The sequence below is a fragment of the Pseudomonas sp. Sample_21 genome (assembly GCF_004307525.1).
GTDB lineage: Bacteria > Pseudomonadota > Gammaproteobacteria > Pseudomonadales > Pseudomonadaceae > Aquipseudomonas > Aquipseudomonas atacamensis.
In genome coordinates, this window is record NZ_RCNZ01000122.1 from 55023 (window position 1) to 80325 (window position 25303).

A 25303-nucleotide genomic window follows, 5' to 3' on the forward strand; every position below is an offset into this window, starting at 1 on the left:
TTATTTTGTCTGATTGAGGACCAAAAGAAGTGCCGCGGTTTGTGCATCCGGGGTGCCGTCGAAGCGGGCAGGGCGGTAATGCATCTGGAACGCGGCGAGGACATGCCGCGTGGCGACGTCCAGCTCGCCGGTCTGCGGTGTGTCGTAACCCAGACGCGCGAGTTGCGCCTGGAACCAGCCGATCTCCGGCAACGGGTTGCTGTTAAAAATAGCCTGCTGACGCGCCACCGCTTGCTCGTTCGGCCACAGGCCAAGGCCTTCGGCGGCGAGACGTTTCCAGGGGAACAGTGGCCCCGGATCAAGCTTGCGCAACGGCGCGATGTCGCTGTGACCGATGATGTGCCGCGGGCTGATGCCGTTGCGTTTGCTGATGTCCTTGAGCAGGGTGATCAACGATTCGATCTGCGCTTCGCTGTACGGATACCACAGGCGCCCTGTCGAGGTGTCCTTGTAGCCGGGATTGACGATTTCGATGCCGATGGAACTGGAGTTCAGCCAGGTACGGCCCTGCCACTGACTTTCGCCGGCGTGCCAGGCGCGCTGGTTTTCGTCCATCAGCTTGTACACGGTGGCGTTCTTGTCATCGCCGATCAGGTAATGGCTACTGACGTCGCCATGGGTCAGCAATTGCAGCGAACGCTCAAGCGACGCCGAGGTGTAATGCACCACAACGAACTGGATGCGGCTGTCGTAATTGGCCGAAGGGTGGCTGGTGTCGTAGCGCGGGCCGCTGGCGCAACCGGCGAGGACGAACAGCGAGGCAACAAGGGCGAGGAATTTCATGGCAAAGGACGATACGCTGAAAACGATAATGCAACAGTGTAACGTACGGATTTGCTCAGAGTCCGCCAGCGGGCGGATTTAAACAAAATGGAACAATTGCCTTAGCCGAGCTCGACTCGGTTGCGCCCGGCGTTTTTTGCTCGGTACAGCGCCTGATCGGCTCTTTTCAGCACCAGATCGCTGTGTTCTCCGACCCGAAATGACGCGAGTCCCATGGAAATGGTGATAGTCACTCGCTCGCCCTTGAAATGAAACGGGCAGGCTTCGATCGCCGCGCGCAGGGTTTCCAGCAGTTTCGCGCCCACCGCTGGTGGCGTCGCCGGCAGCAATAGCACGAACTCCTCACCGCCGAAACGGGCGATGAAATCCGAGCCGCGCAGGCGTTTGCGCAATACCGTGGCGATGATCTTCAGCACTTTGTCGCCGGCCAGATGGCCATAGCTGTCGTTGATCCGCTTGAAGTGATCGAGGTCGAGCATGGCCAGGCTGAGGGTGTTGCCGTGCTGCTGCCATTGCTGGATTTCATGCTCAAGGCGTTCGCTCCACGCCGCGCGGTTGGGCAGGCCGGTCAACGGATCGATCAGGGCTTTCTGCCGCTGCTCTTCAAGGTGTTCACGGAAGCCCATGGCTTCCTGCTCCATATGCGCCACTCGCTCCGACAGGCTCTTCAATCTGGCAGCGACTTCCTGTTCGCGGGCGTCGCGCTGTTTCTGGTGCTGGTCCATCGTTCCCAGCAGGCCTTCCAGGTGATTCTCCAGCACATGCTTGAGGTCATCGAGGTCCGCCGCTTGCTGGACGCTGCTCTGCAAGCCGTCGACCTGCTCGCGAATCTGCGTGTCCATGGCCCGCGCCGCCGAGCTGTTGTCGGCATGCCCTTCGCTGGCCGCTTGCAGGTTGCTCTGAAACGCTTCGAGGCGTTCGTTGAGTTGTTGCAGATAGGCTTCGAATTCGTGCTGACCGCTGTCGGTAATCGCCAGCATCAAGGTTGCGAGATCGTCGAGGATCGGCAGCAGTTCGTACCAGTTCAGCCCGTGTTTGAGCCGCTCGCGCATGGCTTCGGCTTGCGGCCGGTGGCGCTCGGGCAGGGTCAGGTCGTCGAGCAGGCCGATCAGCGTGTCTTCGATATGTCTGGCCACGGAGCTGTAGGACGGCTCCGGGGAATCCGGCAGAGCGAAGAGGATGTCGTGCTCCGACTGCTCCGGGTCGATGGCGGCCAAGGCCTGAGCGATCGGCTCGGGCAAGGGCAGGCTATCGAGAATCAGCGGCGACGGATCGCCGGGGTGGATCAGTTCATCGGGGTTGAACGCCTCGGTTGCTGGCGCAGCGACGGTCATCTCGGTGTCAGGGGCTGGTTCAACCTGCACTGGCTCGGCTTCAACGACGACCACAGGCGCAGCGAACGCAACGACTTGCGGCTCATCAGGCGGCGTCTGGGCGGGCGCCTCGATGACGGTCTCGGGCGCTGCGATTGCTGGCTCCGCGTTGGCCACCGGTGCCGATTGCGCAGGCTCCGGTTCAGGTTGCCGGGCTTCGACCGGCTGCGGCACTGGTGTTGCTGGTATGTCGGCCGCCGGTGCAGCGGCTTCCTCACCGTCACGGCTGCCAAACAAACGCTGCAACAGCCCCGGCCGGCCTGGCTCGGCAGGAGTCTCCAACTGACTCAAGGCCTTGCCCTGCAAACCACTGAGTTCGCTCAGCAGCAGCGGCATTTCCCGTGCCTGACCGACGCGGCTGTCCAGTTGTTTGGCAAATTTCTTCAGCGGTTGCGCGACTTCGCGCGGCAGTGGCAGGGCCTGCAACTGGGTGACCAGCGCGGTGAGCGCGGTGCTGACCTGATCAATGCGCGTTTCACGGCGCTGCTCGGAGTCGAGCACGGCTTTTTCCAGACGCGGCAGCAGGGCGGCGAGGCCGGCGTCCATGTCATCGGTACGCACGACTTCGCGCATTTCCTTCATGCACTGATCGACGACCTTGTCGGTGCCCTCGGCCGCCAGCGTGCTGCGCACCAGACCGCGCCGCAGCAGGTCGAGCCGCGCGGCCCAGCGGCGTTCGAGCTTGTCCTGCTGTTCGATGCTCTTGAGGTACTTCTCTTTCCAGCGCTGGGCGTCGTCGCTCATTCACAGGTTCCGCGAGGGGCAGGGCTCAACGCGGGCAATGCGTCGGCCGTGAGCGAACCCGGCAGACGAATTTCCACCGCGACCGGCAGGTGATCGGAAATGGGCTGGGCCAGCACCTCGACCTTTTCCAGGGTCAGGGTCGGGCTGAGCAGAATATGATCAAGGCAACGCTGTGGGCGCCAGCTGGGGAAGGTCGCTTCCACCTGCGGGGCCAGCAGGCCGAGATCGCGTAACGGCGAGTGTTCGAGCAGGTCGCTGGCATGGGTATTCATGTCGCCCATCAGCACCTGATGCTTGTACCCGCTGATCAAATCACGAATGTAGGCCAGTTGCAGGCTGCGCGTCCGCGCGCCGAGGGCCAAATGCATCATCACCACCACCAGTGCCTCCGGACCTTCGCCGAAGCGCAGCAGGATCGCGCCGCGACCTTTCGGGCCGGGCAGCGGGTGATCCTCGATCGCCCACGGTTTCAGGCGACTGAGCACGCCATTGCTGTGCTGGGCCAGTCGACCGAGGTTGCGATTGAGTTGTTGATACCAGTAGGGAAAGGCGCCGAGGTGGGCCAGATGTTCGACCTGATTGACGTAGCCTGAACGCAGGCTGCCGCCATCGGCTTCCTGCAGGGCGACCAGATCGAAGTCGCCGAGCAGGTCACCGATCTTTTGCAGATTGCCGGAACGCCCGGTGTGCGGCAGCAGATGCTGCCAGCTGCGGGTCAGGTAATGCCGATAGCGTTCGGTGCTGATGCCGACCTGAATGTTGAAGCTCAGCAAGCGCAGACGCTGGTCTTCGGGCAGGCCCGTAGACGCCAGATGATGCTCGTTGACCTGCGGATCATGCAGGCCAACGATGCGTTCGGACTTCCAGCGGCGCATGGCGAATGCCGCGCTTAGTTGGCAGCAGCCTTGTTCGCCGCTCGCTCTTTGGCGACCAGATCGTCAGCCAGCTTCAATGCTTGCTCGGCACCACCGGCAGAGCCGATGTCGAAGCGGTATTTACCATTGACGATCATGGTTGGCACGCCAGTGATTTCGTACTTCTTCGCCAGCTCACGGGCTTTGACGATCTGGCCTTTGATAGCGAACGAGTCGAAAGTGGCGAGGAACTTGTCCTTGTCCACGCCTTGAGTGGCGAGGAAGTCAGCCATGTCGTTCTTGTCGGTGAGCTTCTTGTGTTCTTTCTGGATCGCGTTGAACACGGCGTTGTGCACCTGATGCTCGACACCCATGGCTTCCAGAGTCAGGAACATCTGACCGTGAGCGTCCCATGGGCCGCCGAACATGGCGGGAATGCGCACGAAGTTGACATCGGACGGCAGTTTTTCAACCCATGGATTGATCACTGGCTCAAAAGCGTAGCAATGCGGGCAGCCGTACCAGAACAGCTCGACCACTTCGATCTTGCCAGGCTTTGCCACCGGCACCGGGTTGGCCAGTTCGACGTAAGGGGCGGCAGGGGCTTCAGCGGCCTGGGCGGTGACGCCGAACAGGCTGGCAGCGACGAGGGCGGCGCTGATGATCAGATTACGCATGCTTTACTCCTGAACAATTTGGGTCGCCTCGCTCGACCTGTTTCGACACAGATCCTGGCGGGCATGAGTGCTGTAGTGTAACGGCAGCGGCCACAAAAAAGGGCGGCCAAAGCCACCCTTTTTATACTTGCTGCGAAGGATTAATCGAGCGTTAACGTGGCCGGCGCTGCGCGCCTCGTTCAGCCCTCGATTCAGGGCCTCAGTGCAGGCCCTGGATGTAGCTGGAAACCGCAGCGATGTCTTCGTCGCTCAGCTTGCGCGCGATGGTGCGCATGGTCATCGCGTCGCCGTCGTTGGCGCGACCGCCTTCTTCCTTGCGGAAATCGGTCAGTTGCTTGGCGATGTATTGCGCATGCTGGCCACCCAGATGGGGGAAGCCTGCTGCAGCATTGCCGGCGCCGTTCGGCGAGTGGCAGCCGGTGCAGGCTGGCAGACCTTTTTCCAGGTTGCCGCCACGGAACAGCGCTTCACCGCGAGCGACGATCTTCGGATCGGCGGCGCCGACGCTGCCTTTCTGGCTGGCGAAGTACGCGGCGATGTCGGCCAGATCCTGATCGTTCAGGTTGGTCAGCAGCCCGGTCATTTCCAGCACCACGCGCTTGCCCGACTTGATGTCGTGCAATTGCTTGTCGAGGTAGCGTTCACCTTGACCGGCCAGTTTCGGAAAGTTTGGCGCCATGCTGTTGCCGTCCGGGCCATGGCAGGCTCCGCACACGGCAGCTTTGGCCTGGCCTGCTGCGGCATCGCCGGCAGCATGGGCGACACCTGAAATTCCCACGGTCAACAGCAGACTCACGATCAATTTGTTCATCAGCTAATCCAACTACGGCTAAGGGTTAAGTTATGGACCGGGCTTACTCTCGCTCATCCACAGGATGATGGCCTGGTAATCCTCGGCACTGCAGTCCATGCACAAACCACGCGGCGGCATCGCCTTGAAACCCTGGGTCACGTGTTGCACCAGCGTCCCCATACCTTTCGCCAACCTCGGCGTCCAAGCTTCCTGATCGCCTCTTGCGGGCGCCATGGGTAGTTGGCCGGAATGACAGGCACCACAAACACGGTTGTACACAGCTTCCGGATCCTGTGTAGCCTGTGCGCTGTAAAGCGGCATCAAGACTCCGGCAGCCAGCAGCCATTTCGTCATAAAACGACCTTTTCAGGGTTGAGAGCGTTCTGCGTTCTAATGCGCAATCAAAGTCTGTCGCTCTCGTGAACTTCATCCTTCGCTGGGACAAAGCACACACAAAATCTGCGGCATTATATACTGGCGTCACTGAAACGGAAGCGACACCGCGTTCCGCGCCCAATCCCGGCGCCGCCCACATCGGAAATCCCATGCAACTCAAGAATCCCATCCTCGGCCTGTGCCAACAGTCCACGTTCATGCTCAGTGCCGCCAAAGTCGATCAATGCCCAGACGACGAAGGCTTCGAAGTGGCGTTTGCCGGTCGTTCCAACGCTGGCAAATCCAGCGCGCTGAACACCCTGACCCACGCCAGCCTGGCGCGCACCTCGAAAACTCCGGGTCGCACACAGCTGTTGAACTTCTTCAAGCTAGACGATGATCGCCGTCTGGTCGACCTGCCGGGGTACGGTTATGCAAAAGTACCGATCCCGCTCAAGCAACACTGGCAGCGCCACCTCGAGGCTTACCTCGGTGGTCGGGAGAGTTTGAAAGGTCTGATTCTGATGATGGACATCCGCCATCCGATGACCGACTTCGACCTGCTGATGCTCGACTGGGCCGTCGCCGCCGGCATGCCGATGCACATCCTGCTGACCAAGGCCGACAAGCTCACCTACGGCGCAGCCAAGAACACCTTGTTGAAAGTACAGTCGGAAATCCGCAAAGGCTGGGGCGACTCGATCACCATCCAGTTGTTCTCCGCCCCAAAACGCATGGGCCTGGAAGAGGCCTACACTGTATTGGCCAACTGGATGGAACTGGCAGACAAAGGCGCCGAGGCGGCAGCCGAGTAAGACAATTTCAAAACTGACTGTGGTGCTGTCAGGCAAGGCGAGAGTAACGCTAAAAAGCGGAGTTTAGGGGACCTGAATGAGCTTTTTTAGCGATGCTTTTAACGCAGCATGGCCGCGCTTCAGCCGATTTTTGGGCAAAAAAAGCCCCGGATTTCATTGGGGAGGGAGAAATTCCGGGGTTCAAGTTCCGAACCGCTAGGGCGGGGTTCAGATATCTGCCAACACTTAACACAACATAGGAGCATCGAAGGGCTTCACCAGCCATTCAGTACCTCTGAGTGTTCGATCGACAGATTAGTTCAGATTTTTTTCAAAAAGCTTTGGAATAGCCTCAAGCATTTATCGGTCTAAGCCCGGTTCCCGGGCTTGCCGCGACGGCGCGTCGCGGCAACTCTGCCAATATTCAGTGCGCCTCATCCCAGTTGTTGCCCACGCCAACTTCCACCAGCAGCGGCACATCCAGTTTCGCCGCTTCGCTCATGTGCGTACGAATCTCGGCGCTGACCTGCTCGACCAGATCCTCGCGAACCTCCAGCACCAGTTCGTCGTGCACTTGCAGGATGACCCGCGCGTCCAGACCCGACGCGGTCAGCCAGTTATCCACAGCCACCATGGCTTTCTTGATGATGTCCGCTGCCGTGCCCTGCATCGGCGCGTTGATCGCTGTGCGTTCTGCAGCGGCGCGTTCTTGCGGCTTGTTCGAGTTGATCTCCGGCAGGTAGAGGCGACGCCCGAAGAAAGTTTCGACGTAACCCTGATCGGCCGCCTGCGCGCGGGTGCGCTCCATGTATTCGCGAACACCTGGATAACGGGCGAAGTAGGTGTCGATGTAAGCCTTGGCGGTCTTGGTGTCGACGCCGATGTCCTTGCCGAGCTTCTGCGCGCCCATGCCGTAGATCAGACCGAAGTTGATCGCCTTGGCGCTGCGGCGCTGGTCCGAGGTCACTTGATCAAGCTCGACCTTGAATACTTCGGCAGCGGTTGCAGTGTGCACGTCGAGATTGTTGCGGAAGGCGTTCATCAGGCCTTCGTCACGGGACAGGTGCGCCATGATCCGCAGTTCGATCTGCGAATAGTCCGCCGCCAGCAGTTTGTAGCATTTGGGTGCGACGAACGCCTGACGAATGCGTCGGCCTTCGGCGGTGCGCACCGGAATGTTCTGCAGGTTCGGGTCACTGGAGGACAGGCGCCCGGTCGAAGCCACAGCCTGGTGATACGAGGTGTGGATGCGACCGGTGCGCGGGTTGATCTGCTCCGGCAGGCGATCGGTGTAGGTGCTTTTCAGCTTGCTCATCGAGCGGTGCTCCATCAGCACCTTCGGCAAGCGGTGATCGTCTTCGGCGAGTTTCGCCAACACTTCTTCAGCGGTGGACGGCTGGCCTTTGGCGGTTTTCTTCAGCACCGGCAGGCCGAGCTTTTCATAAAGAATCACGCCCAGCTGCTTCGGCGAGCCGAGGTTGAATTCTTCCCCGGCGATTTCGAAGGCTTCACGCTCCAGCGCGACCATTTTGTTGCCAAGCTCAATGCTCTGAATGCCCAGCAACTCGGCATCGACGAACGCGCCCTGGCGTTCGATGCGCGCCAGCACCGGTACCAGCGGGATTTCGATGTCGGTCAGCACGCTGGCCAGACTCGGAATCGCGCTGAGCTTGTCGAACAGGGTCTGATGCAGGCGCAGGGTGATGTCGGCGTCTTCAGCGGCGTACGGCCCGGCCTGTTCCAGGGCGATCTGGTCGAAGGTCAGTTGCTTGGCACCTTTGCCGGCGATGTCCTGGAAGCTCACCGTCGTGTGGTCGAGATACTTTTGCGCGAGGCTGTCCATGTCGTGGCGGGTCGCGGTGGAGTTGAGCACGTAGGACTCGAGCATCGTGTCGAAGGCGATGCCGCGCACGCTGATGCCTTCACTCTGATCGCCGCCAATGGCGCAGTTGGCCAGAATGTTCATGTCGAACTTGGCGTGCTGGCCGACCTTGAGTTTGTTCGGGTCTTCCAGAATCGGCTTGAGTGCGCGCAGCACGGTGTCGCGATCCAGCTGCTCCGGCACGCCGATGTAGGAGTGGGTCAGCGGGATGTACGCAGCTTCGTTGGCCTGTACGGCGAACGACAGGCCGACCAGTTGCGCTCGCTGCGCGTCGATGCCGGTGGTCTCAGTGTCGAAGGCGATCAGCTTGGCGTTGCGCAGTTTTTCCAGCCAGACGTCGAAGCGAGCCTGATCGAGGATGGTTTCGTAGGCGGCTTCGGCAGGGGCAGCAGGTGCCTCGGCTTGCGGGGCGCTGAACAGATCATGTGCGGGCGCAGGTTCGGCCGCCGCGCTCAGTTCCAGGCGTTTGGCATCGCGATCCAGATCATTGAGCCAGCTCTTGAATTCCAGCAGGGTGTACAGCTCGTAGAGTTTGGCCGGATCCTCCTGGCCCATCTGCAGATCATCGAGGCCGATATCCAGCGGCACATCGACCTTGATGGTCGCCAGTTGATAGGACAGGAAAGCCATCTCCCGGTGCTCTTCGAGCTTGGCCGGCAAGTTTTTTGCGCCACGGATCGGCAGGGTCGGCACGATATCGAGGTTGGCGTACAGCTCGGTCAGGCCGCCGTTGACGCCGACCAGCAGGCCGGACGCCGTCTTCGGGCCGATGCCCGGCACGCCCGGAATGTTGTCGGACGAATCGCCCATCAGCGCCAGATAATCGATGATCTGCTCCGGTGCGACGCCAAATTTCTCCTTAACGCCCTCCACATCCATCGAGCTACCGGACATGGTGTTGACCAAGGTAATGTGGCCATCGACCAGTTGCGCCATGTCCTTGTCACCGGTGGAAATGATCACCGGGCGATCCGCCGCTGCGCTACTGCGGGCGAGGGTGCCGATTACGTCGTCGGCCTCGACGCCGTCGACGCACAGGAGCGGGAAGCCGAGGGCGATCACGCTCTGGTGCAGCGGCTCGATCTGCACGCGCATGTCATCGGGCATGCTTGGCCGGTTGGCCTTGTATTCGGCGTACATCTCATCGCGAAATGTCCCGCCCTTGGCGTCGAACACTACGGCGAAGGGGCTGTCCGGGTACTGCTTGCGCAGACTCTTGAGCATGTTCAGCACGCCTTTGACCGCACCGGTCGGCAGGCCTTTGGACGTGGTCAGTGGTGGCAGTGCATGAAAGGCGCGGTACAGGTAAGACGAACCGTCCACCAGGACGAGGGGGGCTTGGCTCATGAGCAGGATCAACCTTTTCGGCGGGTCCGGGGCTAGAATAGCGGGACCGTTGACGACAAAGGGACAAGGTTATCATGCGTACGTTAAATCGCTTGCTGCTGGTCGGGTTGATCGCTGTCTCACCACTGGCCGCGATCGCGGCGGATGATGCGCCGGGCGGCGACCCCGAGGTCACCATACGCACGGAGGGCGACAAGACCATTGAGGAGTACCGCCAGAACGGTTTCCTCTATGCGATCAAAGTCACGCCAAAGGGCGCGCCGCCTTACTTTCTGGTGCGCGCCGACGGGACGGATGCCAATTTCATCCGTTCGGATCAGCCGGATATGCTGATCCCGTCATGGAAGATCTTCGAATGGAAGTAGGTTTTTAATTCACTCGGCGCCGCCGTTGCGGCGCCCGTACTGGCAGTTAAGACATGTCTGTGTTCACTCCCCTGGCTCGGCCCGAGCTGGAAACCTTTCTCGCCCCTTACGGGCTCGGCCGTCTGCTTGATTTCCAGGGGATCGCCGCCGGCAGCGAAAACACCAATTTCTTCATCAGTCTGGAGCAGGGCGAGTTTGTCCTGACCCTGGTCGAGCGCGGCCCGGTGCAGGAGATGCCGTTCTTCATCGACCTGCTCGACGTGCTGCACGAAGCCGAACTGCCGGTGCCTTACGCCCTGCGCACCACCGACGGCTTGGCCCTGCGTGAGCTCAAAGGCAAACCGGCGCTGCTGCAACCGCGCCTGTCCGGCAAGCACATCAAAGTCGCCAACGCCCAGCATTGCGCCCAGGTCGGCGAGTTGCAGGCGCATCTGCACCTGGCGACTCAGGGCGAACGAATGATCAAGCGCAAGACCGATCGCGGTCTGGACTGGATGCTGGAGGAGGGCACTGAATTTCTCTCGCACCTGAGCGATGAGCCGCGTGCCTTGCTGCAAAAGGCGCTGGATGAGATCACCGAGCGCAAAGACAAGATCCTCGCGCTACCTCGCGCCAACATCCACGCCGATTTGTTCCGCGACAACGCCATGTTCGAAGGCACCCATCTGACCGGGCTGATCGACTTCTACAACGCCTGCTCGGGGCCGATGCTGTACGACGTGGCAATTGCCTTGAATGACTGGTGTTCGGACGACGAGGGCGTGATCGATGGCCCGCGTGCGCGTGCGTTTCTCGGTGCCTATGCGGCGCTGCGGCCGTTCACGGCGGCGGAGGCTGAGCTCTGGCCAACGATGTTGCGTGTGGCCTGTGTGCGGTTCTGGCTGTCACGCTTGATCGCCGCCGAGCAGTTCGCCGGGCAGGATGTGTTGATTCACGATCCGCAGGAATTCGAGCAGCGCCTGGCGCAGCGGCAGAAGGTCAGCACACCGTTGCCTTTCGCCCTCTGAGTAGATTCGCCAAGCAAACATGAACCTGTGGAAGCGAGCCTGCTCGCGAAGGCGGCGGCCCGTTCAGCATTCTTGCTGACTGACCCACCGCTTTCGCGAGCAGGCTCGCTCCCACAGGGTTTGTGTTGTTACAACGATTCCAGGCATCCCGCCAAATCATTGCCCAACTTTTCCAACACCTGCTCATAGCCCTGAGCCGTCGCCGGGGTGTACCCGCCCAACGCATCCAGTTCCGCCAGCTTCACCGGCAGGCCAGCCACCAGTGTTTCCGCCAGGCGCGGACGCAATGGCGGTTCGCTGAACACACAGGTCTTGCCCACTTCCTGCAAACGCTTGCGCATCGCCGCGACGTGCTGGGCGCCGGGTTGTACTTCGGCGGCCACCGCGAACACCCCGGCGTGCTTCAGCCCATAAGCGTCTTCGAAATAATCGAAGGCTTCGTGGAAGACGAAGTACGGCTTGCCTTCGACATTGGCCAGGCGCTTCTTCAAACGCTGATCCAGCGCATCCAGACGTGCATCGAAGGCTTTGGCATTGCTCTGATAACGCTGGGCATTGGCCGGGTCGGCGGCGCTGAGGTCGGCAGCCATTTTGTCGGCGATCACCCGCGCATTGACCGGTGACAGCCACAAATGTGCATCCAGCGAGCCGGGGCGATGATCGTGATCATGCTCGTCGGCTTCTTCGGCATGGGAATGGTTGTCCGCGCCGAAATGCCTCAGGTTGAGGCCTGGCAGATCCTGCACCGCGACGCTCGGCAGGCTGCGACCGCCGAGCACGCGCGGCAGGAAACCTTCCATGTCCGGGCCGATCCAGTAGAGCAGATCGACCGACTGCACCTTCCGTACGTCGGACGGGCGCAGGGCGTAATTGTGCGGCGAGGCACCCGGTGGCAGCAGCACCTCGGGAATCGCCACGCCGTCCTGCACGGCAGCGGCAATCAACTGCAACGGTTTGATGCTGGTGAGCACTTTGACCTCGGCCTGAGCCGTACCGATCAGCAGAAAACTGGCAACAAAAGCCACAAAAACAGAAAAAAGTCGGGACACGATGACCACTCAAGGAAGCGAGAACGGGTAACATAATAACGTCTCCAGCAAATCTCGTCGCCGCTCATGCCTATTACCCCGATTGCCAGCCGTCCCCACGACCACTCCCATTGCGTGCACAGCGCTTTGTCCGAGGCCGATACCTTGTGCGCGCAGAAAGGTTTGCGTCTGACCGCCCTGCGCCGCCGTGTGCTGGAACTGGTCTGGCAGAGTCACAAGCCACTGGGTGCCTACGACATCCTTGCGGTGCTCAGCGAGCAGGACGGCCGCCGCGCCGCGCCGCCTACGGTGTACCGCGCACTGGATTTCCTGCTGGAAAACGGCCTGGTCCATCGCATCTCGTCGCTCAACGCCTTCGTTGGCTGCGTGCATCCTGAACACGCGCATCAGGGCCAGTTCCTGATCTGCCGCGAGTGCCACGCCGCGATCGAACTTGAACAAAAAGTAATCAGCGACGCGATCATCAGCAGCGCCAGAGACGTGGGTTTCATCGTCGAAGCGCAGACCGTCGAAGTGGTTGGTCTGTGCGCCGGTTGCCAGGGGGCCTGATGAGCAACGCGCTGATCCGTCTGGAGCAGGTCGCCGTCACGTTTGCCGGGCAGACCGTGCTGGACAACATCGAGCTGAGCGTCGAGCCGGGGCAGATCGTCACCCTGATCGGCCCCAACGGTGCCGGCAAGACCACGCTGGTACGCGCCGTGCTCGGGCTGTTGAAGCCGAACAGTGGCAGCGTCTGGCGCAAAGCGAAGCTGCGCGTCGGCTACATGCCGCAGAAGCTGCATGTCGACCCGACCCTGCCGCTGTCAGTGCTGCGCTTCCTGCGCCTGGTGCCTGGCGTCGATCGTTCGCGTGCCCTGGCCGCATTGAAGGAGGTCGGCGCCGAACACGTGATCGACAGCCCGGTGCAGAGCGTTTCCGGCGGCGAAATGCAGCGCGTGCTGCTGGCTCGGGCACTGCTGCGTGAGCCTGAGCTGCTGGTGCTCGATGAGCCGGTGCAGGGCGTCGACGTGGCCGGGCAGGCCGAGCTGTACAGCCTGATCACCCGGCTGCGCGACCGCCACGGTTGCGGCGTGCTGATGGTGTCGCACGATTTGCATCTGGTGATGAGCACCACCGATCAGGTGGTCTGCCTCAACCGCCACGTCTGCTGCTCCGGGCACCCCGAGCAGGTCAGCGGCGATCCGGCATTCGTCGAGCTGTTCGGCAAGAACGCGCCGAGTCTGGCGATCTATCACCACCATCACGACCACGCCCACGACCTGCACGGTTCGGTGGTCAAAGGCCCGCTCGGCGGGCAACCTCATGTTCATGGAGACGGCTGCAAGCATGGCTGATTTTCTTTTGTATGCCCTGCTTGCAGGTCTGGCCCTGGCGCTGGTGGCCGGACCGCTCGGCTCGTTTGTGGTGTGGCGGCGCATGGCCTATTTCGGCGATACGCTGTCCCACGCCGCACTGCTCGGCGTGGCGCTGGGCTTTTTGCTGGACGTCAGCCCGACGGTGGCGGTGACGGTCGGCTGCCTGCTGCTGGCGGTTCTCTTGGTGACGTTGCAACAGCGCCAGCCACTGGCGTCCGACACGCTGTTGGGAATTCTTGCGCCAAGCACGCTCTCTCTCGGCCTGGTGGTACTAAGCTTCATGCATGAAGTGCGGATCGACCTGATGGCCTATCTGTTTGGCGACTTGCTGGCAATCAGTCCGAGCGACCTGGCGTGGATTCTCGGCGGCACCGCGGCGGTGCTGGTGTTGCTGGTGACGCTGTGGCGGCCGCTGCTGGCGGTCACCGTGCACGAAGAATTGGCGCGGGTCGAAGGCCTGCCGGTGGCGGGTTTGCGCTTGGCGCTGATGCTGTTGATCGCGGTGGTGATAGCGGTGGCGATGAAAATCGTCGGGGTGCTGCTGATCACTTCGCTGCTGATCATCCCGGCGGCTGCGGCACAGCGTCACGCCCGTTCGCCGGAGCAGATGGCGCTGGGCGCGAGCCTGCTGGGCATGCTCGCGGTGTGCGGCGGGCTGGCATTGTCGTGGTTCAAGGACACCCCGGCGGGGCCGTCGATCGTGGTGACGGCAGCCGCGCTGTTTCTGTTGAGTTTTGTTCTGCCCCGTCGTGGGGTGTAGACTTGGCCGCTTTTTGCGCAATTAGAGAGTCGCAGGAATGAAGCCGTTCGCCTCCCGTTATCTGCTCCTTGTCGCATTTTCCGTGCTGCTGGGCGCCTGCCAAAGCACGCCGCCGGTGGCTGAAGTCCCGGATGCGCGGGCTACGGCCATCGCACAGCTGGAGCAAAGCCTGGCCAGCAGCGAACTGGCCACCGCCGAAGACCAGTTGGCCGCGTTGCAGGCCGCGACCCCCAACGATCAGTCCCTTGAGCAGTACCAGCGGCAGCTGGCCGAAGCGTACCTGCGCCGCAGCCAGATCGTTCTGCAGAAAGGCGATGTCAACGCTGCCGCCACCGCGCTCAGCCGCGCCCGTGCTCTGATGCCCAAGGCGCCGGCGCTGACCGGCGGCGTCAACGGCGCGATCACCGAAGCGCGCAAGGCCGAGCTGGAAAAGGCTGAGGCCGCACTGCTGGCTGCCGAAGCCAGGCCGAAAGCCAAGGTCATCGACCCGACCGCCGAGAGCACCACAGTTGCGTTGAACATCGGTGATATTCACAAGCTGCAACGACAGCTCGATGCGATCGCCGCCGATGTAGTGAATTACGAATGCGCTGTCAGCATTCAGGCGCCGCGCACCGCGGATTATCCCTGGCTGGCGACCTTGCTGAGCAAGCGAGTCAAGAAGCTCGATCCAGATTTTGATTTGCAGATCGACAAGCAGATCCTGCGCACAGTGCCGGCGCAGATGGTTTTAAGCCCGCGCAAGCCATAAAAAGCTTCGCGAGCAGGCTCGCTCCCACAGGTGCAACAGCGTACCTGTGGGAGCGAGCCTGCTCGCGAAAGCGTCCGCTCAGCCAATAAAGATCTTAAGCCGGAATCGCCTTGGCCTTAGGCTCCCGCGCCCAGACCCGATGCTCGCCAATCGCGGCGAAGAACGGTTTGGTCAACGCACCCACATCCGCGCCCTGCAACAGCCCCGCATCCGCGTCGAGCTTCAGCAAGTCCTGCAATTGCTTGGCCTCGCCGTGCAGCGCGATCGCCTTCAGGTGCTTGTAGGCCTCCAGCAGATAATGCAGCGCCACGCCGTCGCCGCTCAACGCGGTAATCGACGCCGCGCCACCCGGTACGAACACCGCATCGAACGCAATTGAAGGCATGCCTTCCATCGACGCATCCACCGGCAATGCCTTGCCGTCAGCGGTCTTCACTGGCGCCGAGGTCGGGCCGAGCAGTTTCGCGTGGGCGCCTTCGGCTTCCAGCGCTTTCTTCATCGCATCGATGGCCGCAGCGTCAACACCATTGGCAGCAAGGATTGCCACCTTGCGCGCCTTGATATTGCCGGGTAGCAGGTTGGCTTGGCTCAGCGCTGGCGACTGCTCCAGCGAGGTCTTGCGCACTTCGACCGTGCCTTTGGCTGGCGCCGGCAAGCCGAGGTTTTCCGCCACGCGTTTGGCCAGGGTCAGGTCGATATTGGCAAGGATCTCGTTCACTTCACGGGCACGGATGAACTCACGTTCGACCTTGCCCAGCTCGAAGCTGTAGGCAGCGATGATGTGCTCTTTCTCGTGGTCGCTCATGCTGTTGAAGAACAAGCGGGCCTGAGAGAAGTGATCGCTGAACGACTCGCTGCGTTGACGGATCTTCGCTGCGTCGATGCGCTCCGGGTAGCTCTCGAAACCACCGTCCTGTGCCGCTGGCGGGGTTTCTTTTGGCCAGCCGCCGTCGATCGAGTTCGGCTCGTACGAGGCACGACCCTTATCGATGGTGGTGCGGTGCTGCGCGTCACGCTGGCCGTTGTGGAACGGCGCCACCGGACGGTTGATCGGCAGCTCATGGAAGTTCGGCCCGCCGAGTCGGCTGATCTGCGTGTCGGTGTAGGAGAACAGTCGACCTTGCAGCAGCGGGTCGTTGGAGAAATCGATTCCCGGCACGATGTGGCCAGGGCAGAAGGCGACCTGCTCGGTTTCGGCGAAGAAGTTGTCCGGGTTGCGGTTCAGGGTCATTTTGCCCAGCGGCGTAATCGGAACGATTTCCTCGGGGATGATCTTGGTCGGGTCGAGGATGTCGAAGTCGAAGTCGTGTTCGTTCTCTTCTTCGACGATCTGCACGCCCAGCTCCCATTCCGGGTAGTCGCCCATTTCGATCGCTTCCCACAGGTCGCGACGATGGTAGTCGGTGTCTTTACCGGCGAGCTTCTGCGCCTCGTCCCACACCAGCGAGCAGGTGCCGGCGGTAGGGCGCCAGTGGAATTTGACGAAGCGTGATTTGCCCTCGGCGTTGATCAGGCGGAAGGTGTGCACACCGAAGCCCTGCATGCTGCGCAGGCTTTTCGGGATGGCCCGGTCGGACATCGCCCAGATGACCATGTGCGCCGATTCCGGCACCAGCGAGACGAAGTCCCAGAACGTATCGTGAGCCGAGCCGCCGGTGGGAATTTCGTTGTGCGGCTCGGGTTTCACCGCGTGGACGAAGTCCGGGAACTTGATCGCGTCCTGAATGAAGAACACCGGCATGTTGTTGCCGACCAGGTCGAAGTTGCCTTCATCGGTAAAGAATTTCACCGCAAAGCCGCGGACGTCACGCACGGTATCGCCGGAACCCCGTGGCCCCTGCACCGTGGAAAAGCGCACGAACACTGGGGTTTTCTTGCCCGGATCCTGCAGGAAGCCGGCCTTGGTCAGCGCTGCATGGTTCTCGTAGGTCTGAAAGAAACCGTGGGCGCCGGTACCACGCGCATGGACGATGCGCTCCGGAATGCGCTCATGGTCAAAGTGCGTGATCTTTTCACGCATGATGAAATCTTCCAGCAGCGAAGGCCCGCGCGGCCCGGCTTTGAGGGTGTTCTGGTTGTCGGCGATCTTCACGCCCTGATTGGTGCGCAGTGCCTGACCGGTGGCGTCGGAACGGAATTCTTCCAGGCTGTCGAGTTTGGCGTTGGTGTTGGCGCGATCCGGGGTGTCGGTTCCGGCCATCTCGCTTTTATCGGGTGCAGGCTTTTTGATGCTCATCAGACGTAAACTCCTCGTTTGGCCCCGGATGCCTTCCGCAGACCCTTGAGTGATTCCCGGGCACGGCACCCAGGGTTTCAAGTCGCTTACTTAGTGACTGATGAGCGTTTCAGCCGTTCCGTTTATCTGACCTTTGATCGCGTTATTGCCAAATTGAAGGTTAATTGCGAAATAAATGCTAAGAACCTCTATACGGACAGGCTAAAATGCGCGCCCGGCTAACCGCTGATCCTTTTCCAACGCGCCCCACAAGGTTCGCTACGTGATCGAGTTTCAAAACGTCCACAAGACTTACCGCGTCGCCGGTAAGGATATTCCCGCGCTGCACCCGACCAGTCTCGCCATCGAGAACGGCCAGGTGTTCGGCCTGATTGGCCATTCCGGTGCGGGCAAAAGTACCCTGCTGCGGCTGATCAATCGCCTGGAAGATTCCAGTGGCGGCAAGATCATCGTCGACGGCGAAGAAGTCACTGCACTGGACGCCAACGGCCTGCGCCGTTTCCGCCAGCAGGTCGGGATGATCTTCCAGCACTTCAACCTGCTCGCCTCCAAGACTGTCGCCGATAACGTCGCCTTGCCGCTGACCCTGGCCGGTGAGTTGTCGAGCAGCGAAATCAACCATCGCGTGGCCGAGTTGCTGGCGCGGGTCGGTCTGTCCGACCACGCGAAAAAGTACCCAGCGCAATTGTCCGGCGGTCAGAAGCAACGCGTCGGCATCGCCCGTGCGCTGGCGACCAAGCCGAAAATTCTGCTGTGCGACGAGGCCACCAGCGCCCTCGACCCGCAGACCACGGCATCGGTCCTGCAACTGCTGGCCGAAATCAACCGCGAACTGAAACTGACCATCGTCCTGATCACCCACGAGATGGACGTGATCCGTCGCGTCTGCGATCAGGTCGCGGTGATGGACGCTGGCGTGATCGTCGAGCAGGGTCCGGTGGCCGATGTGTTCCTGCATCCGCAGCACCCGACCACCAAGCGTTTCGTCCAGGAAAGCGAGCAGATCGACGAGAGCGAGCAGCGTGACGATTTCGCCCACGTGCCGGGGCGTATCGTGCGTCTGACCTTCCAGGGCGAAGCGACCTACGCGCCGTTGCTCGGCACCGTCGCCCGGGAAACCGGCGTCGACTACAGCATCCTCGCCGGTCGCATCGACCGCATCAAAGACATTCCGTACGGGCAACTGACCCTCGCTGTCACCGGTGGCGACATGGAAGCGGCGTTTGCCCGCTTCACCGCCGCTGACGTTCACATGGAGGTGTTGCGCTAATGGAAATGTTTGACGCTGCAATCAAGCAATACGACGCCGCGATAGAAGCCATCAAACTGTTCTTTCAGAACATCGACTGGCTTGAAATCGGCCTCGCCACCAACGACACCATGCTGATGCTCGGCGGTTCGCTGCTGTTCACCGTGCTGCTCGGCCTGCCGCTGGGCGTGCTGCTGTTTCTCTGCAGCCCGCGTCAGTTGCTGGAGAACCGGGGTCTCTATGCAGTCCTGTCGGTTATGGTGAACATCTTGCGTTCGCTGCCGTTCATCATTCTGCTGATCGTGATGATCCCGTTCACCGTGCTGATCACCGGCACCTCGCTGGGTGTGGCCGGGGCGATCCCGCCCCTGGTGGTGGGCGCCACGCCGTTCTTCGCGCGTCTGGTGGAAACCGCGCTGCGCGAAGTTGATCGCGGCATCATCGAAGCGACCCAGTCGATGGGCGCGACCACGCGGCAGATCATCATGAACGCCTTGCTGCCGGAAGCCCGTCCGGGCATCTTCGCAGCGATTACGGTGACAGCGATTACACTGGTGTCCTACACGGCGATGGCCGGTGTGGTCGGCGCCGGTGGTCTGGGCGACCTGGCGATCCGTTTCGGCTACCAGCGTTTCCAGACTGACGTGATGATCGTCACCGTGGTGCTGCTGTTGATTCTGGTGCAAGTGCTGCAAATGGTTGGCGACCGTCTGGTCGTGCATTTCTCGCGCAAATAAGCGGTTTTTTAATCAAGAGGCGCGGGCCATTCGCTGGCGGGCGCCCTCACAAGGAGTTAGCTGAATGAAAAAACTGATCGCTGCTTTCGCCGCTGTTGCGGCGTTTTCGGCCCACGCCGAGACCCTGACCGTTGCCGCCACCCCGGTGCCGCACGCGGAAATCCTCGAATTCGTCAAACCGGCCCTGGCCAAGGAAGGCGTGGATCTGAAGGTCAAGGTCTTCACCGACTACATTCAGCCGAACGTACAGGTCGCGGAAAAGCGTCTGGACGCGAATTTCTTCCAGCACCAGCCGTATCTTGATGAATTCAACAAGGCCAAGGGCACTGATCTTGTAGCCGTGACCGGTGTGCATCTGGAGCCACTGGGCGCTTATTCGAGCAAGCTCAAGGATCTGAAAGGCCTGCCGGGTGGTGCCAACGTGGTGATCCCGAACGACGCCACCAACGGCGGCCGTGCGCTGTTGCTGCTGGACAAGGCTGGCGTGATCAAGCTCAAGGATTCAAAAAACATCCTGTCGACCGTCAAAGACATCGCCGAGAATCCGAAAGACCTGAAGATCCGTGAGCTGGAAGCCGCGACCATCCCGCGCGTGCTGACTCAGGTTGATCTGGCGCTGATCAACACCAACTACGCGCTGGAAGCCAAGCTTGATCCGTCCAAGGATGCGCTGGTGATCGAAGGCAACGACTCGCCGTACGTGAACATCCTCGTGTCCCGCGCGGACAACAAGGACAGCGACGCGATGAAGAAACTGGCTGCTGCGCTGCACAGCCCGGAAGTGAAGCAGTTCATTACCGAGAAGTACAAAGGCGCGGTGTTGCCGGCGTTCTGATTCAGGTTGCTGCAATGAAAAAGGGGACGCCAATGGCGTCCCCTTTTTTGTGTCTGGTGCCTGGCTTGCGACCTGCCTTGAAGCTTCCCCTCACCCCAGCCCTCTCCCGAGGGAGAGGGGGCCGACCTTCAAGCTTTTCGAGCCTGAGATCGACTCACAATTGCAGGTCGGCGCAATTCGAATAAACACCTCGGTCAGTCCCCTCTCCCTCTGGGAGAGGGTTAGGGTGAGGGGCTTTTTAGCTTTAGAACTGTCACTTGCGCTCAAGCATCGCCGGCAACTGCGCCACCAGCTTGGCATTGTTCAACGGCGCGCGAATAAACCCGCGCTGCGTGCCGTCCGGGCCGATCACGGCGAGATTGCCGCTGTGATCCACGGTGTAATTCGGCTTGCTGGTATCGGCGGGAATGAACGGAATGCTCACCGCGTTCGCCACCTTCTGCAGTTCCTCGATAGATGAAGGCGTCAGGCCTATGAACTGCGGATCGAAATAGCCCAGGTACTGCTTCAACTGCTTCGGCGTGTCGCGGTTGGGGTCAACGCTGACCAGCACGATCTGCAATTTATCCACAGCCTCTTTCGGCAATTCACTCTTGATCTGCCGCAGTTGCGCCAGGGTGGTCGGGCAGATGTCCGGGCAGAAGGTGTAGCCGAAGAACAACAGACTCCACTTGCCTTTCAGCTCATCGATGGCAACCGGTTTGCCGTCCTGATCGGTCATGGTCACGTCCGGCAGGTTGCGGCTCTGCGGCAGCAGGATGATCCCGGCGTCGATCAGCGCAGTCGGGTCGCCCTGGCCTTTGCCGTTCAGCACTTTATTCACGGTAAGCCCGAGGATCAGCGCGATCACGGCGACGAGGATGAAGACGGTTTTCTGGGTTCGGGTCATAGGTTCAACAGTAAGTAGTGGTCTACGAGCAGGGCGATGAACAACAGGAACAAGTAATAAATAGAGTACTTGAAGGTGTTGATCGCCGCGTGCGGCCGAGTGCCACGGTACAGCACCACGGCCCATTGCAGAAACCTCGCGCCCAACGCCAGCGCACAGACCAGATACAGCACGCCGCTCATGTGAATCACGTAGGGCAAGAGGCTCACTGCCAGCAACGCAAAGGTGTACAGCAGAATGTGCACTTTGGTGTAGTGCTCGCCATGGGTCACCGGCAGCATCGGAATGTCGGCCTTGGCGTATTCCTCCTTGCGATGAATCGCCAGTGCCCAGAAGTGCGGCGGGGTCCAAGCGAAGATGATCAGCACCAGCAACAGCGGTTCGGCGCTGACATGGCCGGTGGCGGCAGTCCAGCCCAGCAGCGGTGGCGCGGCACCGGCGAGGCCGCCGATGACGATGTTCTGCGGCGTCGCGCGTTTGAGGAAACCGGTGTAGACCACCGCGTAACCGAGCAGCGAGGCGAGAGTCAGCCAAGCGGTCAGCTGATTGGTGAAGGTCAGCAGCAGCGCCTGGCCGAGCAATGCCAGCACCAGGGCGAAGGTCAGCGCCGCCACAGGTGAAACCCGGCCTTCGGCCAGCGGCCGTTTGTGCGTGCGCGCCATTACCGCATCAATGCGCCGATCGACCACATGATTGACCGCCGCCGCACCGCCGGCGCACAAGGCAATGCCCAGATTGCCAAACACCAGCACTGTCCACGGCACGCCGGCGCGGGTAGCGAGGAACATGCCGACCAGCGAGGTGATCAGCATCAGCACCACGACTTTCGGTTTGGTCAGCTCCAGATAATCGCGCCACAGCGCTTGCGCTGCACGCTCGCCGATCAGACTCGCCATGGCGTTTCTCCTTTCAATGCGATGGGCGCGACGACAGGTTTGTGCGCACTCAAGCGCCAGCGCGCCAGCACCGGTTGGTTCACCCGCAACAGGCTGGTGCGCGCGTGATAGTTGACCAGCACCAGAGTCAGCAACAGCGCCGCACCGCCAGCGTTATGGGCGACGGCCACTGGCAGCGGTAGATGAAACAGTACGTTGCTGATGCCGAGGGTGATCTGCGCGGCAAGGGCGATCAGCAGCAATCCGGCCAATCGGGTCATGCCTACCGCTTTCAACTGCCACGCCAGACCGAGCAGCACGACCGTCACCAGCAGAGCGCCGATGCGGTGGGTCAGATGAATCGCCGTGCGCGCATCGCTATCGAGTTGTCCGCCGAGATAATTCGGGCCGATGTGCTGGGTCAGGTGGAAACCGTTGGCGAAGTCCGCCGGCGGCAGCCATTGGCCGTGGCAGGTGGGGAAGTCGATGCAGGCCACCGCTGCGTAGTTGGAACTGACCCAGCCGCCCAAGGCGATCTGGCCGATCACCAGCAGCAGCCCCGCCGTCGCCCAGTATTGCAGGCGCTTGGGTACGGTCAGCGCCGGCAGCACGCCGGACAACCTCAGCGTCAGCAGGAACAGCAGACTCAACGTGGCAAAGCCGCCGAGCAAATGCCCGGTGACCACTTGCGGCCAAAGCTTGAGCGTCACCGTCCACATACCGAACGCCGCTTGGGCGATGACCACCGCCAGCAGAAACAGCGGCAGTTTCACCGGCTGGCCCGGATGGCGCCGGTTGACCCAGGCGCGCCCGGCCAAAACTGAAATCAGCAAGCCGAGGGTGCCGGCGAAGTAGCGGTGAATCATCTCGTTCCAGCCCTTGTGCGCCTCCACTGGCGCGTCAGGGAAATGCAGTTCGGCATGGGCCAGTTGCGCCTCGCTTTTCGGCACGCTGATAAAGCCGTAGCAGCCTGGCCAGTCCGGGCAGCCGAGGCCGGCGTGGGTCAGGCGGGTGTAGGCGCCGAGCAGCACGACAATCAGCGCCAGCAGGGTGGCAAACAGCGCGAGGCGAAATCCAGGTTTGGCCATGACGATGCCCTCATCCGATGTTCGACAGTTTCAGCAGATGCCGCAGGTCGTTAAGCAGATCCTTGCCCTTCACATTCGGCTCGTAACGCAGCACCAGATTGCCGTGCGGGTCGACGATCCACAGCTGCGGCACAGCTTTATCGCCGGTGGTCCTGGCGAACACCCCGGCATCCAGCGGATAGCGCTGCAACTGCGGATATTCACGGTCGAGTTTTGCGGCGTAATCAGCGCTCAGTGGTTGCGCGGCGGCGAGGGCGTGGCTGGCGCGCCCGGCTTCGCGGCCGAGGCTGATCTGGATCTGCCGCGCCAGATAAACCAGTTGCTGGCAATCGACGGCACAATCCTTCGGCGCCGTGACCAGAATCTGCCAGCGCTGCTCATCGGCCTGCACGCCGAGGTCGGCGCGGGTCTGGCCGTTGCCGATCAGCTCGCCGTGGTAGCTGCGTCCTTCCGGCACCCAGAACTGCAATTTGTACATGCCGGTGGCGAGCAGCATCGGCCCGACCACGCCAAGCACGATCAGCAACAATTGAATGCGCCCGCGCCGGCGGCTCGGAACGGGTTTGGCCTCAGACATGCTGGGTGGATTCATGGCGCTTCCCATGGCGTTTCTCCTTTGCGTTGTGCCAGCCCAAATAGAGGTAGAGCCCGAGCAACGCCGTGGCCATGGCGAACCATTGCACGGCGTAGCCGAGGTGTTTTTCCGGGCCCATCGCGACTATCGGCCAATCGGTCTGGTAGCTGGCCGGGCCGGGTTCGGCGCGTAATTCGTAGGCGAAGCCGTCGCGCTCCAGGGTTTGCCACAATTTGCCCGGCTCGACGGCGGTAATGGTTTGCGGCCAGACATGGCTGACCGGATCGGCGTGCAACTGGAACGTTGCGCCGGGGGCGACATAGACCCAGGCGTCGAGCGTCAGCGCCTCGGCCGGTGTCGTGAATTGCGGCGGCACGCGCCGATCGGGCCATGGCAGCCAGCCGCGATTGACCAGCAGCCAGAGGCCGCTGCGTTGGTCCTGAAACGGTTGCAGCAATTCGACGCCGACCTTGCCGCCACGCTGGCGGTTGTCCAGCAACAGGGTGTGGGCGGGGTCGAACTGGCCGTGCAGGCGCACGCGGCGGTAAGCCGGGTCGGCGCTGGCGAGCAGTTCACTGCTGGCCAGCGGTTCGGCCACGCGACGTTCGGCATAACTGGCCAGCAGCGCGGTTTTCTCCGCCCCCCGGCCCAGTTGCCAGAAGCCCAGTGCAACCATCAGCGGCAGCAACAGCGCCACCACGACAGTAGGAATCACGCCCGGGCGAAAGCGCTTCATGGGCGCGCCATAAAGTCAGTCATCGCGATCGCTATACTCAAGTGCATCGCCTGTCCCCCGGAGTCTTGCCATGTTCAAAGCAGCGATCGTCCTGATGCTGATTGCCACGGTCGTCAGCCTGTTCAGCGGCCTGTTTTTCCTGGTCAAGGACGACAGCAGCTCCAATCGGCTGGTCATCGCCTTGAGTGTTCGGGTGGCACTGGCCGTGGTCACCGTCGGCCTGATGGCCTGGGGTTTCTACAGCGGCCAGTTGGTGTCCCATGCGCCCTGGTAGCGCCAGCAGTCAGAGGACGTAAACGAAGAAGAACAAGCCGATCCAGACCACGTCGACGAAGTGCCAATACCAGCTCGCCGCTTCGAAACCGAACTGGTGCTCGTTGTCGAAATGGCCTTTCATGATGCGCATCAGCATCACGAACAGGATGATCGTGCCGATGGTCACGTGGGCGCCGTGGAAGCCGGTAAGCATGAAGAACGTCGCGCCGTAGATGCCCGAGCCGAGGGTCAGCCCCAGCTCTTGGTAGGCGTGAATGTATTCCTCGGCCTGGAAGCCGAGGAACGCGATGCCCAGCAGTACGGTAATCGCCAGCCACAGTTTCAGTGCGCCGCGATGGCCTTTCTTCAGCGCATGGTGGGCGATGGTGATGGTCACACTGGAGCTGACCAGCAGGATCGTATTGAGCAGCGGCAGGCCCCAAGGGCTGATGACATCCTTGGGCGGTGGGAACAGTTTCGGGTCTGGGTTGTTCAGCAACGGCCAGACGTATTCGAAGTTCGGCCAGAGCATTTCCGACAGGCCCTTGCTGCCTTCGCCGGCCAGCCCCGGTGCCGACACGACGCGGATATAGAACAGTGCGCCGAAGAAGGCGACGAAGAACATCACCTCGGAAAAGATGAACCAGCTCATGCCCCAGCGGAACGAGCGGTCCAGCTGTGGGCTGTACAGCCCCGCGCGACTTTCCTTGATCACCGCACCGAACCAGCCGAACAGCATGTACGCCAGCAGCAGGCCACCGACGAAAAAGATCAGTGGGCCGTGGGAATCCGGGCGTGCGGCCTTGAGATCGTTGAACCAGGTGGCGAGGCCGTACACGGTGACGAACATCCCGAGCGTGGCGATGATCGGCCATTTGCTCTGGGCCGGGACGTAATAATGCTCATGAGTTGCCATTTAT

General features: G+C 61.5%; 26 protein-coding genes. 11 read left to right on the forward strand and 15 right to left on the reverse strand.

Annotated elements, in window-relative coordinates; genetic code table 11:
* The 6 genes from D8U71_RS23590 to D8U71_RS23620 all read right to left on the reverse strand — a co-directional run bounded on the left by D8U71_RS23590 (window position 1) and on the right by D8U71_RS23620 (window position 5578).
* Complete coding sequence (locus D8U71_RS23590; RefSeq protein WP_130888806.1) at window positions 1-783, reverse strand: N-acetylmuramoyl-L-alanine amidase; 783 nt, start codon at window positions 781-783, stop codon at window positions 1-3.
* Between the two features lie 101 nt (window positions 784-884).
* On the reverse strand, window positions 885-2900 hold the full coding sequence (locus D8U71_RS23595) for a GGDEF domain-containing protein (RefSeq protein ID WP_076564820.1): 2016 nt from the start codon (window positions 2898-2900) through the stop codon (window positions 885-887).
* Window positions 2897-3775: an endonuclease/exonuclease/phosphatase family protein gene (locus D8U71_RS23600; RefSeq protein WP_130888807.1), complete on the reverse strand. Its 879-nt coding sequence runs from the start codon at window positions 3773-3775 to the stop codon at window positions 2897-2899. The genes D8U71_RS23595 and D8U71_RS23600 overlap by 4 nt, the downstream gene beginning before the upstream one ends.
* A 14-nt stretch (window positions 3776-3789) precedes the next feature.
* Window positions 3790-4431 carry a thiol:disulfide interchange protein DsbA/DsbL gene (locus D8U71_RS23605; RefSeq protein WP_016772349.1) on the reverse strand — a complete coding sequence of 214 codons (642 nt, stop codon included), beginning with the start codon at window positions 4429-4431 and terminating at the stop codon, window positions 3790-3792.
* 199 nt (window positions 4432-4630) lie between these two features.
* On the reverse strand, window positions 4631-5242 hold the full coding sequence (locus tag D8U71_RS23615) for a c-type cytochrome (protein ID WP_122506337.1): 612 nt from the start codon (window positions 5240-5242) through the stop codon (window positions 4631-4633).
* 30 nt (window positions 5243-5272) lie between these two features.
* Complete coding sequence (locus D8U71_RS23620) at window positions 5273-5578, reverse strand: c-type cytochrome (RefSeq protein ID WP_016772347.1); 306 nt, start codon at window positions 5576-5578, stop codon at window positions 5273-5275.
* A 191-nt stretch (window positions 5579-5769) separates the two neighbouring features.
* On the opposite strand from D8U71_RS23620, the gene yihA reads away from it, so the two are divergent.
* A complete protein-coding gene (yihA, locus tag D8U71_RS23625) occupies window positions 5770-6414 on the forward strand; it encodes a ribosome biogenesis GTP-binding protein YihA/YsxC (RefSeq protein WP_110599637.1) in 645 nt (214 codons plus the stop codon).
* A 403-nt stretch (window positions 6415-6817) separates the two neighbouring features.
* Here yihA and polA read toward each other — a convergent pair whose 3' ends face one another.
* Window positions 6818-9622, reverse strand: coding sequence for a DNA polymerase I (polA, locus tag D8U71_RS23630; protein WP_130888808.1), 2805 nt, complete (start codon window positions 9620-9622; stop codon window positions 6818-6820).
* A 74-nt stretch (window positions 9623-9696) separates the two neighbouring features.
* On the opposite strand from polA, the gene D8U71_RS23635 reads away from it, so the two are divergent.
* Window positions 9697-9987 (forward strand): DUF2782 domain-containing protein, encoded by a 291-nt coding sequence (locus tag D8U71_RS23635; RefSeq protein WP_071173956.1) that lies wholly within the window; start codon window positions 9697-9699, stop codon window positions 9985-9987.
* Between the two features lie 53 nt (window positions 9988-10040).
* Window positions 10041-10994, forward strand: coding sequence for a homoserine kinase (locus D8U71_RS23640; RefSeq protein WP_130888809.1), 954 nt, complete (start codon window positions 10041-10043; stop codon window positions 10992-10994).
* 128 nt (window positions 10995-11122) lie between these two features.
* Here the strand turns inward: D8U71_RS23640 and D8U71_RS23650 are convergent, their stop codons facing one another.
* Entirely contained in the window at window positions 11123-12043 is a 921-nt protein-coding gene (locus D8U71_RS23650) for a zinc ABC transporter substrate-binding protein (protein ID WP_130888810.1), read from the reverse strand.
* Window positions 12044-12109: 66 nt separating this feature from the next.
* Here D8U71_RS23650 and D8U71_RS23655 point away from each other — a divergent pair, with 66 nt between their 5' ends.
* From D8U71_RS23655 to D8U71_RS23670, 4 genes are read left to right on the forward strand one after another with little or no spacing between them, the layout of a single operon-like run.
* Window positions 12110-12592, forward strand: coding sequence for a Fur family transcriptional regulator (locus D8U71_RS23655; protein WP_016772342.1), 483 nt, complete (start codon window positions 12110-12112; stop codon window positions 12590-12592).
* On the forward strand, window positions 12592-13377 hold the full coding sequence (znuC, locus tag D8U71_RS23660) for a zinc ABC transporter ATP-binding protein ZnuC (protein WP_016772341.1): 786 nt from the start codon (window positions 12592-12594) through the stop codon (window positions 13375-13377). The genes D8U71_RS23655 and znuC overlap by 1 nt, the downstream gene beginning before the upstream one ends.
* Window positions 13370-14158: a zinc ABC transporter permease subunit ZnuB gene (gene znuB / locus D8U71_RS23665; RefSeq protein ID WP_016772340.1), complete on the forward strand. Its 789-nt coding sequence runs from the start codon at window positions 13370-13372 to the stop codon at window positions 14156-14158. Before znuC ends, znuB begins: the two co-directional genes overlap by 8 nt.
* A 37-nt stretch (window positions 14159-14195) precedes the next feature.
* Complete coding sequence (locus tag D8U71_RS23670) at window positions 14196-14909, forward strand: PA5502 family lipoprotein (protein WP_024014992.1); 714 nt, start codon at window positions 14196-14198, stop codon at window positions 14907-14909.
* A gap of 94 nt (window positions 14910-15003) precedes the next feature.
* Here D8U71_RS23670 and katE read toward each other — a convergent pair whose 3' ends face one another.
* Window positions 15004-17145, reverse strand: a complete 2142-nt coding sequence (gene katE / locus D8U71_RS23675) for a catalase HPII (RefSeq protein ID WP_130888811.1) — start codon at window positions 17143-17145, stop codon at window positions 15004-15006.
* 262 nt (window positions 17146-17407) lie between these two features.
* Here katE and D8U71_RS23680 point away from each other — a divergent pair, with 262 nt between their 5' ends.
* The 3 genes from D8U71_RS23680 to D8U71_RS23690 all read left to right on the forward strand — a co-directional run bounded on the left by D8U71_RS23680 (window position 17408) and on the right by D8U71_RS23690 (window position 19966).
* On the forward strand, window positions 17408-18415 hold the full coding sequence (locus D8U71_RS23680; protein WP_073470783.1) for a methionine ABC transporter ATP-binding protein: 1008 nt from the start codon (window positions 17408-17410) through the stop codon (window positions 18413-18415).
* 5 nt (window positions 18416-18420) lie between these two features.
* Window positions 18421-19131: a methionine ABC transporter permease gene (locus D8U71_RS23685; RefSeq protein WP_172834041.1), complete on the forward strand. Its 711-nt coding sequence runs from the start codon at window positions 18421-18423 to the stop codon at window positions 19129-19131.
* A gap of 64 nt (window positions 19132-19195) precedes the next feature.
* Window positions 19196-19966 carry a MetQ/NlpA family ABC transporter substrate-binding protein gene (locus D8U71_RS23690; RefSeq protein WP_130888812.1) on the forward strand — a complete coding sequence of 257 codons (771 nt, stop codon included), beginning with the start codon at window positions 19196-19198 and terminating at the stop codon, window positions 19964-19966.
* Between the two features lie 253 nt (window positions 19967-20219).
* On the opposite strand, the gene D8U71_RS23695 is transcribed toward D8U71_RS23690, so the two are convergent.
* From D8U71_RS23695 to D8U71_RS23715, 5 genes are read right to left on the reverse strand one after another with little or no spacing between them, the layout of a single operon-like run.
* Window positions 20220-20855: an SCO family protein gene (locus D8U71_RS23695; protein ID WP_076564836.1), complete on the reverse strand. Its 636-nt coding sequence runs from the start codon at window positions 20853-20855 to the stop codon at window positions 20220-20222.
* Window positions 20852-21751: a heme o synthase gene (gene cyoE / locus D8U71_RS23700; protein ID WP_125927303.1), complete on the reverse strand. Its 900-nt coding sequence runs from the start codon at window positions 21749-21751 to the stop codon at window positions 20852-20854. Before cyoE ends, D8U71_RS23695 begins: the two co-directional genes overlap by 4 nt.
* Window positions 21739-22818, reverse strand: coding sequence for a COX15/CtaA family protein (locus D8U71_RS23705; RefSeq protein WP_125927302.1), 1080 nt, complete (start codon window positions 22816-22818; stop codon window positions 21739-21741). The genes cyoE and D8U71_RS23705 overlap by 13 nt, the downstream gene beginning before the upstream one ends.
* Window positions 22819-22828: 10 nt before the next feature.
* Window positions 22829-23422: a hypothetical protein gene (locus D8U71_RS23710; RefSeq protein WP_056791251.1), complete on the reverse strand. Its 594-nt coding sequence runs from the start codon at window positions 23420-23422 to the stop codon at window positions 22829-22831.
* Window positions 23388-24128, reverse strand: coding sequence for an SURF1 family protein (locus D8U71_RS23715; RefSeq protein ID WP_130888813.1), 741 nt, complete (start codon window positions 24126-24128; stop codon window positions 23388-23390). Before D8U71_RS23715 ends, D8U71_RS23710 begins: the two co-directional genes overlap by 35 nt.
* Before the next feature lie 70 nt (window positions 24129-24198).
* Between D8U71_RS23715 and D8U71_RS23720 the strand changes: the two genes are divergently transcribed.
* Window positions 24199-24402 carry a twin transmembrane helix small protein gene (locus tag D8U71_RS23720; protein WP_016772330.1) on the forward strand — a complete coding sequence of 68 codons (204 nt, stop codon included), beginning with the start codon at window positions 24199-24201 and terminating at the stop codon, window positions 24400-24402.
* A gap of 9 nt (window positions 24403-24411) precedes the next feature.
* Here D8U71_RS23720 and D8U71_RS23725 read toward each other — a convergent pair whose 3' ends face one another.
* The gene (locus D8U71_RS23725; protein ID WP_016772329.1) at window positions 24412-25299 is read right to left on the reverse strand and encodes a cytochrome c oxidase subunit 3; all 888 of its coding nucleotides are present in this window, start codon (window positions 25297-25299) and stop codon (window positions 24412-24414) included.
* Between the last annotated feature and the right edge of the window lie 4 nt (window positions 25300-25303).

What these genes read in the sequence shown, in the direction of transcription:
- D8U71_RS23590 (WP_130888806.1), bottom strand. Translation starts at nt 783, where the DNA reads ATGAAATTCCTCGCCCTTGTTGCCTCGCTGTTCGTCCTCGCCGGTTGC.
- D8U71_RS23595 (WP_076564820.1), bottom strand. Translation starts at nt 2,900, where the DNA reads ATGAGCGACGACGCCCAGCGCTGGAAAGAGAAGTACCTCAAGAGCATC.
- D8U71_RS23600 (WP_130888807.1), bottom strand. Translation starts at nt 3,775, where the DNA reads ATGCGCCGCTGGAAGTCCGAACGCATCGTTGGCCTGCATGATCCGCAG.
- D8U71_RS23605 (WP_016772349.1), bottom strand. Translation starts at nt 4,431, where the DNA reads ATGCGTAATCTGATCATCAGCGCCGCCCTCGTCGCTGCCAGCCTGTTC.
- D8U71_RS23615 (WP_122506337.1), bottom strand. Translation starts at nt 5,242, where the DNA reads ATGAACAAATTGATCGTGAGTCTGCTGTTGACCGTGGGAATTTCAGGT.
- D8U71_RS23620 (WP_016772347.1), bottom strand. Translation starts at nt 5,578, where the DNA reads ATGACGAAATGGCTGCTGGCTGCCGGAGTCTTGATGCCGCTTTACAGC.
- yihA (WP_110599637.1), top strand. Translation starts at nt 5,770, where the DNA reads ATGCAACTCAAGAATCCCATCCTCGGCCTGTGCCAACAGTCCACGTTC.
- polA (WP_130888808.1), bottom strand. Translation starts at nt 9,622, where the DNA reads ATGAGCCAAGCCCCCCTCGTCCTGGTGGACGGTTCGTCTTACCTGTAC.
- D8U71_RS23635 (WP_071173956.1), top strand. Translation starts at nt 9,697, where the DNA reads ATGCGTACGTTAAATCGCTTGCTGCTGGTCGGGTTGATCGCTGTCTCA.
- D8U71_RS23640 (WP_130888809.1), top strand. Translation starts at nt 10,041, where the DNA reads ATGTCTGTGTTCACTCCCCTGGCTCGGCCCGAGCTGGAAACCTTTCTC.
- D8U71_RS23655 (WP_016772342.1), top strand. Translation starts at nt 12,110, where the DNA reads ATGCCTATTACCCCGATTGCCAGCCGTCCCCACGACCACTCCCATTGC.
- znuC (WP_016772341.1), top strand. Translation starts at nt 12,592, where the DNA reads ATGAGCAACGCGCTGATCCGTCTGGAGCAGGTCGCCGTCACGTTTGCC.
- znuB (WP_016772340.1), top strand. Translation starts at nt 13,370, where the DNA reads ATGGCTGATTTTCTTTTGTATGCCCTGCTTGCAGGTCTGGCCCTGGCG.
- D8U71_RS23670 (WP_024014992.1), top strand. Translation starts at nt 14,196, where the DNA reads ATGAAGCCGTTCGCCTCCCGTTATCTGCTCCTTGTCGCATTTTCCGTG.
- katE (WP_130888811.1), bottom strand. Translation starts at nt 17,145, where the DNA reads ATGAGCATCAAAAAGCCTGCACCCGATAAAAGCGAGATGGCCGGAACC.
- D8U71_RS23685 (WP_172834041.1), top strand. Translation starts at nt 18,421, where the DNA reads ATGTTTGACGCTGCAATCAAGCAATACGACGCCGCGATAGAAGCCATC.
- D8U71_RS23690 (WP_130888812.1), top strand. Translation starts at nt 19,196, where the DNA reads ATGAAAAAACTGATCGCTGCTTTCGCCGCTGTTGCGGCGTTTTCGGCC.
- D8U71_RS23695 (WP_076564836.1), bottom strand. Translation starts at nt 20,855, where the DNA reads ATGACCCGAACCCAGAAAACCGTCTTCATCCTCGTCGCCGTGATCGCG.
- cyoE (WP_125927303.1), bottom strand. Translation starts at nt 21,751, where the DNA reads ATGGCGAGTCTGATCGGCGAGCGTGCAGCGCAAGCGCTGTGGCGCGAT.
- D8U71_RS23705 (WP_125927302.1), bottom strand. Translation starts at nt 22,818, where the DNA reads ATGGCCAAACCTGGATTTCGCCTCGCGCTGTTTGCCACCCTGCTGGCG.
- D8U71_RS23710 (WP_056791251.1), bottom strand. Translation starts at nt 23,422, where the DNA reads ATGGGAAGCGCCATGAATCCACCCAGCATGTCTGAGGCCAAACCCGTT.
- D8U71_RS23715 (WP_130888813.1), bottom strand. Translation starts at nt 24,128, where the DNA reads ATGAAGCGCTTTCGCCCGGGCGTGATTCCTACTGTCGTGGTGGCGCTG.
- D8U71_RS23720 (WP_016772330.1), top strand. Translation starts at nt 24,199, where the DNA reads ATGTTCAAAGCAGCGATCGTCCTGATGCTGATTGCCACGGTCGTCAGC.
- D8U71_RS23725 (WP_016772329.1), bottom strand. Translation starts at nt 25,299, where the DNA reads ATGGCAACTCATGAGCATTATTACGTCCCGGCCCAGAGCAAATGGCCG.